Origin of the sequence: Pseudarthrobacter albicanus (assembly GCF_018224015.1) — a bacterium.
GTDB classification, from domain to species: Bacteria; Actinomycetota; Actinomycetes; order Actinomycetales; family Micrococcaceae; genus Arthrobacter; species Arthrobacter albicanus.
Genome location: NZ_JAGPOT010000094.1, coordinates 1 through 6,420 on the forward strand (window position 1 = coordinate 1; position 6,420 = coordinate 6,420).

Annotated in this window: 6 protein-coding genes; 1 reads left to right on the top strand and 5 read right to left on the bottom strand. The window is 68.9% G+C overall.

The features are described 5' to 3' along the window. Nucleotides 1-103: 103 nt before the first annotated feature. A complete protein-coding gene (locus J9611_RS17555) occupies nucleotides 104-373 on the top strand; it encodes a hypothetical protein (RefSeq protein WP_211882050.1) in 270 nt (89 codons plus the stop codon). 20 nt (nucleotides 374-393) lie between these two features. On the opposite strand, the gene dhaM is transcribed toward J9611_RS17555, so the two are convergent. The 5 genes from dhaM to J9611_RS17580 form a co-directional block, all read right to left on the bottom strand. Continuing rightward, complete coding sequence (dhaM, locus tag J9611_RS17560; protein WP_211882052.1) at nucleotides 394-1,074, bottom strand: dihydroxyacetone kinase phosphoryl donor subunit DhaM; 681 nt, start codon at nucleotides 1,072-1,074, stop codon at nucleotides 394-396. Continuing rightward, a complete protein-coding gene (gene dhaL, locus J9611_RS17565) occupies nucleotides 1,071-1,706 on the bottom strand; it encodes a dihydroxyacetone kinase subunit DhaL (protein ID WP_211882054.1) in 636 nt (211 codons plus the stop codon). The genes dhaM and dhaL overlap by 4 nt, the downstream gene beginning before the upstream one ends. 2 nt (nucleotides 1,707-1,708) lie before the next feature. Next, nucleotides 1,709-2,710 carry a dihydroxyacetone kinase subunit DhaK gene (dhaK, locus tag J9611_RS17570; protein ID WP_211882059.1) on the bottom strand — a complete coding sequence of 334 codons (1,002 nt, stop codon included), beginning with the start codon at nucleotides 2,708-2,710 and terminating at the stop codon, nucleotides 1,709-1,711. A 624-nt stretch (nucleotides 2,711-3,334) separates the two neighbouring features. Continuing rightward, nucleotides 3,335-3,844 carry an amino-acid N-acetyltransferase gene (locus J9611_RS17575; RefSeq protein WP_211882062.1) on the bottom strand — a complete coding sequence of 170 codons (510 nt, stop codon included), beginning with the start codon at nucleotides 3,842-3,844 and terminating at the stop codon, nucleotides 3,335-3,337. Between the two features lie 235 nt (nucleotides 3,845-4,079). Next, the coding region (locus J9611_RS17580) for an ATP-dependent Clp protease ATP-binding subunit (protein ID WP_211882064.1) at nucleotides 4,080-6,420 on the bottom strand (2,341 nt) is incomplete at its 5' end.

Sequence of the window (6,420 nt, forward strand, 5' to 3'; positions counted from 1 at the left end):
ATGTCCTCTTCCGGTACGGAAATTTTGACTGTGGTAAGCCAATTTTCCCCCAAAAGACGGGCATTTCGTGTTTAAAACGCCGGACCCGATCCCAATCTCATCGGTGGATCAAGGCTTAGTCGGCAACGTCCTGCTGGGCACCGCGGTCTGGGGCTCCCACACGCTGCCGCGCTGGGCCGGCGCAGCCTGGCTGGCCGGCGTCGTACTGTTCTACGTCCTGGGCGTCGTGCTGGGGCAGGCCACGACGGGAAGCAGCCCCCCCCACCCAGACCGCCGGGGCCCTGGTCATGGCGGTGGCCGGCGGCTGGATCGCGTGGAGCGCGATGCGCCAGGACCGGCGGTCGCCGGACCCTGCGGCAACCGCGGTGCCTGACCTGTCCTGAACTTCCGGCCTCAGGGTTCGCCGAAGCCCGATTCGATCAGGCCGCCGAGATACCGCATGGCCTTCGCGGCGTCCGGTCCGCTGGCCTGGACATGCAGCACCGTGCCCTTGGGCGCGCCGAGCATCATGAGTTCGGTCATGGAGGCGCCGTCGGCGCCGTTAATGGACACGTCGACATCCATCCCGGACAGGCCGCCGGCAATCTTGGCCGCCGGCCGGGCGTGCATTCCGGCCTGGTTCACGATTTCGAAGTCCGCGGTGGCGTCCGGCGGCTGATGGTGCCCGCGGGCGGGCCCTTCGGGCGCAGCGGGGGGCCGGTAGACGGCTTCGGCGGCTTCCTTCACCGCCCGCGCGTCGGCCCCGGCCTGCGCCGCGACGGCGGCAGCGACGAGGCCCTCCACGAGCGGCGCGTCGGCCAGCAGCACCGACTCCGGATCCGCCGCGAACTCGAGCGCTGATTCCGCGGTCATCACCGCCGAGCCCAGATCCGTCAGCACAACAACACCATCAGAACCGTCGCCGGCGGCCTGTTCGAGCGCCGCCATGACCTTCTCCAGGCTCGTGCCGATCCGGCCGTCGTCGGCGCCTCCGGCCGGGAGGATCAGCACGTCGGGCGCCATCTGGGCGGCCAGCTCGACGGCGCCCTCGGCGATCTTCCCGCTGTGGGAAACGACGACGAGCCGGACGCTCATTCGGCGGCTCCGGCCGCGGCGCGCAGGATCAGCGCGCTGGAGACGGCGCCCGGGTCCCGGTGGCCGATGCTGCGCTCCCCCAGGTAGCTGGCGCGTCCCTTCCGGGCAAGCATCGGATCCGTGGACACGGCACCGGCCTCGGCCGCCTCCGCCGCGGCCAGCAGCACCGTGTGGACGTCGCCGTCCCCGCCGTCCCCGGCGGCAGCGGCGGCGGCCTCAACCGCCGGCGTCCAGGCGTCCACCATCGTCTTGTCCCCGGTTTCGGCCTTCCCGCGGGCAACTATGCCGTCACGGGCCGCCCGCAGGGCCGCCACCAGCGTGGCGGCGTCGACGTCGGCCAGGTCTCCGAGAGCGGTGGATGCCCGCAGGAACGCCGTCCCGTACAGCGGGCCGGCGGCCCCGCCCACCTTGGACATCAGGGTCATGGCCGTCAGCTTCAGCGCCGCCGCGGGGGTTTCCGGCGGCGACTCGGCGAGTTTGTCCATCACGGCCCTGAAGCCGCGGTCCATGTTCTCGCCATGATCGGAGTCCCCGATCGGCCTGTCCAGGTCAATGAGCTCCACCCGGTGATCCGCCATGGCCTGGGCGGAGCGGGTGAGCCAGCGCACCGCCCAGTTGACGTCGAGGCCCATGCTCAGACGCCCCAGCGCAGGGCCGGAGTGTGGACGGGCGCGTCCCAGAGCTCCGTCATCTCCTCGTCGAGGCGCAGGACGGTGATGGAGCAGCCCTGCATCTCAAGGGACGTAATGTAGTTGCCTACCAGCGAGCGGGCCACGGTGACGCCCTTCCCGGCGAGCACCTGGGCGGCCCTGCGGTAGACGATGTACAGCTCGCTCAGCGGCGTGCCGCCCATGCCGTTCACGAACAGGAGCACCTGGTCTCCGGAGGCGACGCCGAGATCGCTGACCACCGGGTCCAGCAGCCGGTCCGTGATGCCGTCGGCGTTTTCCATCGGGATGCGGTGCCGCCCGGGCTCGCCATGGATGCCGATGCCGATCTCGATCTCGTTTTCCTCCAGCTCAAAGCTGGGCACGCCCGCGTGCGGGACCGTGCAGGCGGTCAGTGCCACGCCCATGCTGCGCACGTTCTGGTTGACGCGGTCGCCGATGGCGGCGACGGCATCGAGGCTGTCGCCGCGCTCGGCCGCCGCCCCGGCGATCTTCTCCACCAGGACCGTGCCGCCCACGCCGCGGCGCCCCGCGGTGTACAGCGAGTCCTGCACGGCGACGTCGTCGTTGACGAGGACCGTGCGGACCTCCACGCCTTCGGCCTGCGCAAGTTCCGCCGCGGTCTCGAAGTTGAGGACGTCGCCGGTGTAGTTCTTCACGATATGCACCACGCCGGCGCCTGAGTTGACGGCGAGCGTGGCCGGCAGGATCTGGTCCGGGGTCGGCGAGGTGAACACGGCGCCCGGCACGGCGGCGTCGAGCATTCCCACGCCCACATAGCCGCCATGCAGCGGCTCGTGGCCGCTGCCGCCGCCCGAGACGAGGCCCACTTTGCCTGCCACCGGCGCATCCTTGCGGACGATGTAGTTCGGGTCCGCGAAGACGGTCACGAGGTCGGCATGGGCGAGCCCGAACCCCTCCACTGACTCGTCGACCACGGCACGGGGATCGTTGATGAGCTTCTTCATGGCGGTGCTCCCTGGATGGTGTCCTGGCTGCTTGGTTAGACCCTACTACCGGGGCCCTGCCAGTGATAGGCGCCGGTTTTCGAACGGCTGGGGCGGACCCGGGATACTGCGGAAACCGCAGTTCCGCCGGATTCGCCGCCGCCGGCGTGGCTGCCGCGGGCGTGGCTGCCGACGGCGTTCGTCAGGGCTGCTTGTCCGGCCGCCGCGGGAAGTCCGGCCACGCGTCGCCGCCCAGCCACGAAAACGGCGGCGTGTTGAGGCGGGCGGCGCCCGTTGATGCTGGGCCCGTTCCTGCTGGGCCCGTTCCTGCTGGGGCCGTTCGAGCGGCGCCCGTTCCTGCCGCGCCTAGGCGCCCGGTGCCGGCGGCCGCCTGGACTCCGGCGGCCCCGCCGTCCGGGCCGCTGCCGGCCTGCCCGGGTGCCGCAGGCGCACCGGCGCGGGTCGTGTGGAATGCGGAGAAACCTGGAAAAATCACGTCTTGGTGCATTTTCTGCCTCCGGAAGATGGCGGCCCACCCCCTGGGCCGGGATCAGTTTATCCACCAAATTTAGTGAACGGAAGCCCCGGTCGGGTTCGGTCCCCGTCTCCGGCCGCAGCCCCGGCCGCAGCCGGCCCACAGTCCGGCTACAGGGCCTTGATCATCCTGGTATTGCCCAGGGTGTTGGGCTTTACCCGGGCCAGGTCCAGGAACTCGGCGACGCCCTCGTCATGCGAGCGTAGCAGCTCCGAATAAACCTCCGGATCCACCGCAGTCTGGTCCGCCATGACTTCGAAGCCGTGCTTCTTGAAGAACCCCACTTCGAAGGTCAGGCAGAACACGCGGGAGACCCCCAGCTCCTTGGCATCCTCCAGCAGCCGCTCGACGAGCCGGTGCCCTATTCCCTTGCCCCGCCACGACGACGCTGCCGCGAGGGTACGCACCTCGGCCAGGTCCTCCCACATGACGTGAAGAGCGCCGCAGCCGATCACCTCGCCGTCCACGGATTCGGCGATCCGGAACTCCTGCAGGCTTTCGTAGTACGCCACGGTCTCCTTCGCCATGAGGATCCGCTGATCGGCCAGCGGAGCCACCAGCGCCTTGATGGACGCCACGTCGCTGGTGCGGGCAGGGCGGATGCGGATGGTCTCAGTCACAGCCCAATCTTACGGCGCCGTGTTTCCTTGGCCTGGGCATTCCAGTTCGTGGTCACCTCCGCGGCGGCCGGACAGCCATTTGCCGGATCTGGCCGCTCAGCCTGCTCCCGTAGCGGCCGTTTCCGGCAAATGGCCGGGCCCGGAGTGCCGGCAAAGCAAAAGCCCCGCCTTCCCTTGCGGGAGGGCGGGGCCTCTGAGCCGTTCCTCGGAGCCGTGCCTGCCTCTAAGCCGGCGCCTAGACGCTCGGGGCGATCTCCGGGATGCGCGGCTTGGCGTTGCCGGCGAAGGTGAACTTGGCGTCGTCGCCTTCGCCGTCCACATCCACCACCACGATGTCGCCACCGTGCAGCTCGCCGAAGAGGATCTTCTCGGAGAGCTGGTCCTCGATCTCGCGCTGGATGGTGCGGCGCAGCGGCCGGGCGCCCATCGCGGGATCGTAGCCGCGGGTTGCCAGGAGCACCTTGGCCGCGGTGGTGAGCTCGATGCCCATGTCCTTGTCCTTGAGCCGCTTCTCCAGCCGGCCCACGAACATGTCCACGATCTCGATGATCTCGTCCTGGGTCAGCTGCGGGAACACCACAACGTCGTCAACACGGTTCAGGAACTCGGGACGGAAGTGCTGCTTGAGCTCCTCCGTGACGCGGGCGCGCATCCGGTTGTAGCCGGTCTGCGTGTCCGTGCCGGACTGGAAGCCGGTGGCCACGCTCTTGGAGATGTCCCGGGTGCCGAGGTTGGTGGTCATGATGATCACGGTGTTCTTGAAGTCCACCACGCGGCCCTGGGAGTCGGTCAGGCGGCCGTCCTCCAGGATCTGCAGCAGCGAGTTGAAGAGATCGGCGTGCGCCTTCTCCACCTCGTCGAAGAGCACCACGGAGAACGGACGGCGCCGGACCTTCTCGGTCAGCTGGCCGCCTTCCTCGTAGCCCACGTAGCCCGGAGGGGCGCCGAAGAGCCGCGACACCGTGTGCTTCTCCGAGTACTCGGACATGTCCAGGGTGATCAGGGCGTCTTCTTCACCGAACAGGAACTCCGCCAGGGCCTTGGCCAGCTCGGTCTTGCCGACGCCCGTGGGGCCGGCGAAGATGAACGAACCGCCCGGACGCTTGGGGTCCTTCAGGCCTGCCCGGGTGCGCCGGATGGCCTGGGACAGGGCGCGGATGGCCTCGTCCTGGCCGACGACGCGCTTGTGCAGCTCGTCTTCCATCTTCAGCAGGCGCGAGGACTCCTCCTCGGTGAGCTTGAAGACCGGAATGCCGGTGGAGTTCGCCAGCACCTCGGCGATGAGATCCTCATCGACCTCGGAGATGTCGTCCATGCCGCCGGTCTTCCACTGGCGTTCCTTCTCGGCGCGCTCGGCAATGAGCTTCTGCTCCTTGTCGCGCAGCGCAGCGGCGCCTTCGAAGTCCTGCGCGTCGATCGCGGATTCCTTCTCCAGCTTCATGGCGGCGATTTTCTCGTCCATGACCTTGAGCTCCGGCGGGGCCGTCATCCGGCGGATCCGCAACCGGGCACCGGCCTCGTCGATCAGGTCGATCGCCTTGTCCGGCAGGAACCGGTCCGAGATGTAGCGTTCGGACAGGGCCGCCGCCGAGGCGAGGGCGCCGTCGGTGATGGTGACGCGGTGGTGCGCCTCGTACCGGTCGCGCAGGCCCTTGAGGATCTCGATCGCGTGGGCGACGGAGGGTTCCTTGACCTGGATCGGCTGGAAGCGGCGCTCCAGGGCGGCATCCTTCTCGATGTGCTTGCGGTATTCGTCCAGCGTGGTCGCCCCGATGGTCTGGAGCTCCCCGCGGGCCAGCATGGGCTTCAGGATCGAGGCCGCATCGATGGCGCCTTCGGCGGCTCCGGCACCGACGAGGGTGTGGATCTCATCGATGAACAGGATGATGTCGCCGCGGGTGCGGATCTCCTTGAGGACCTTCTTGAGGCGCTCTTCGAAGTCACCGCGGTAGCGGGATCCGGCCACGAGGGACCCGAGGTCCAGCGTGTACAGCTGCTTGTCCTTGATGGTCTCGGGCACGTCGCCGCGGACGATCGCCTGGGCCAGGCCTTCGACGACGGCGGTCTTGCCGACGCCCGGCTCGCCGATCAGCACAGGGTTGTTCTTGGTGCGGCGGGACAGGACCTGCATGACGCGTTCCATTTCGGATTCGCGCCCGATGACGGGATCCAGCTTGTTCTCACGCGCGGCCTGGGTCAGGTTGCGGCCGAACTGGTCCAGGACCACGGAACCGGCGGGAGTGCCTTCGGGCTGTCCCGGGCCGACGCCGGCGCCGGTGGCTTCCTTGCCCTGGTAGCCGGAGAGCAGCTGGATGACCTGGTTGCGGACCCGGCCCAGGTCCGCGCCGAGCTTGACCAGCACCTGGGCGGCCACACCCTCACCCTCGCGGATGAGGCCGAGCAGGATGTGCTCGGTTCCGATGTAGTTGTGTCCCAGCTGCAGGGCCTCGCGCAGCGAGAGCTCCAGCACCTTCTTGGCACGCGGCGTGAAGGGGATGTGCCCGGACGGGGCCTGCTGGCCCTGGCCGATAATCTCCTGCACCTGCTCGCGGACGCCGTCGAGCGAAATGCTCAAG

Coding starts and splice junctions, on each gene's coding strand:
- dhaK (WP_211882059.1), bottom strand. CDS start 2,710: ATGAAGAAGCTCATCAACGATCCCCGTGCCGTGGTCGACGAGTCAGTG.
- dhaM (WP_211882052.1), bottom strand. CDS start 1,074: ATGAGCGTCCGGCTCGTCGTCGTTTCCCACAGCGGGAAGATCGCCGAG.
- dhaL (WP_211882054.1), bottom strand. CDS start 1,706: ATGGGCCTCGACGTCAACTGGGCGGTGCGCTGGCTCACCCGCTCCGCC.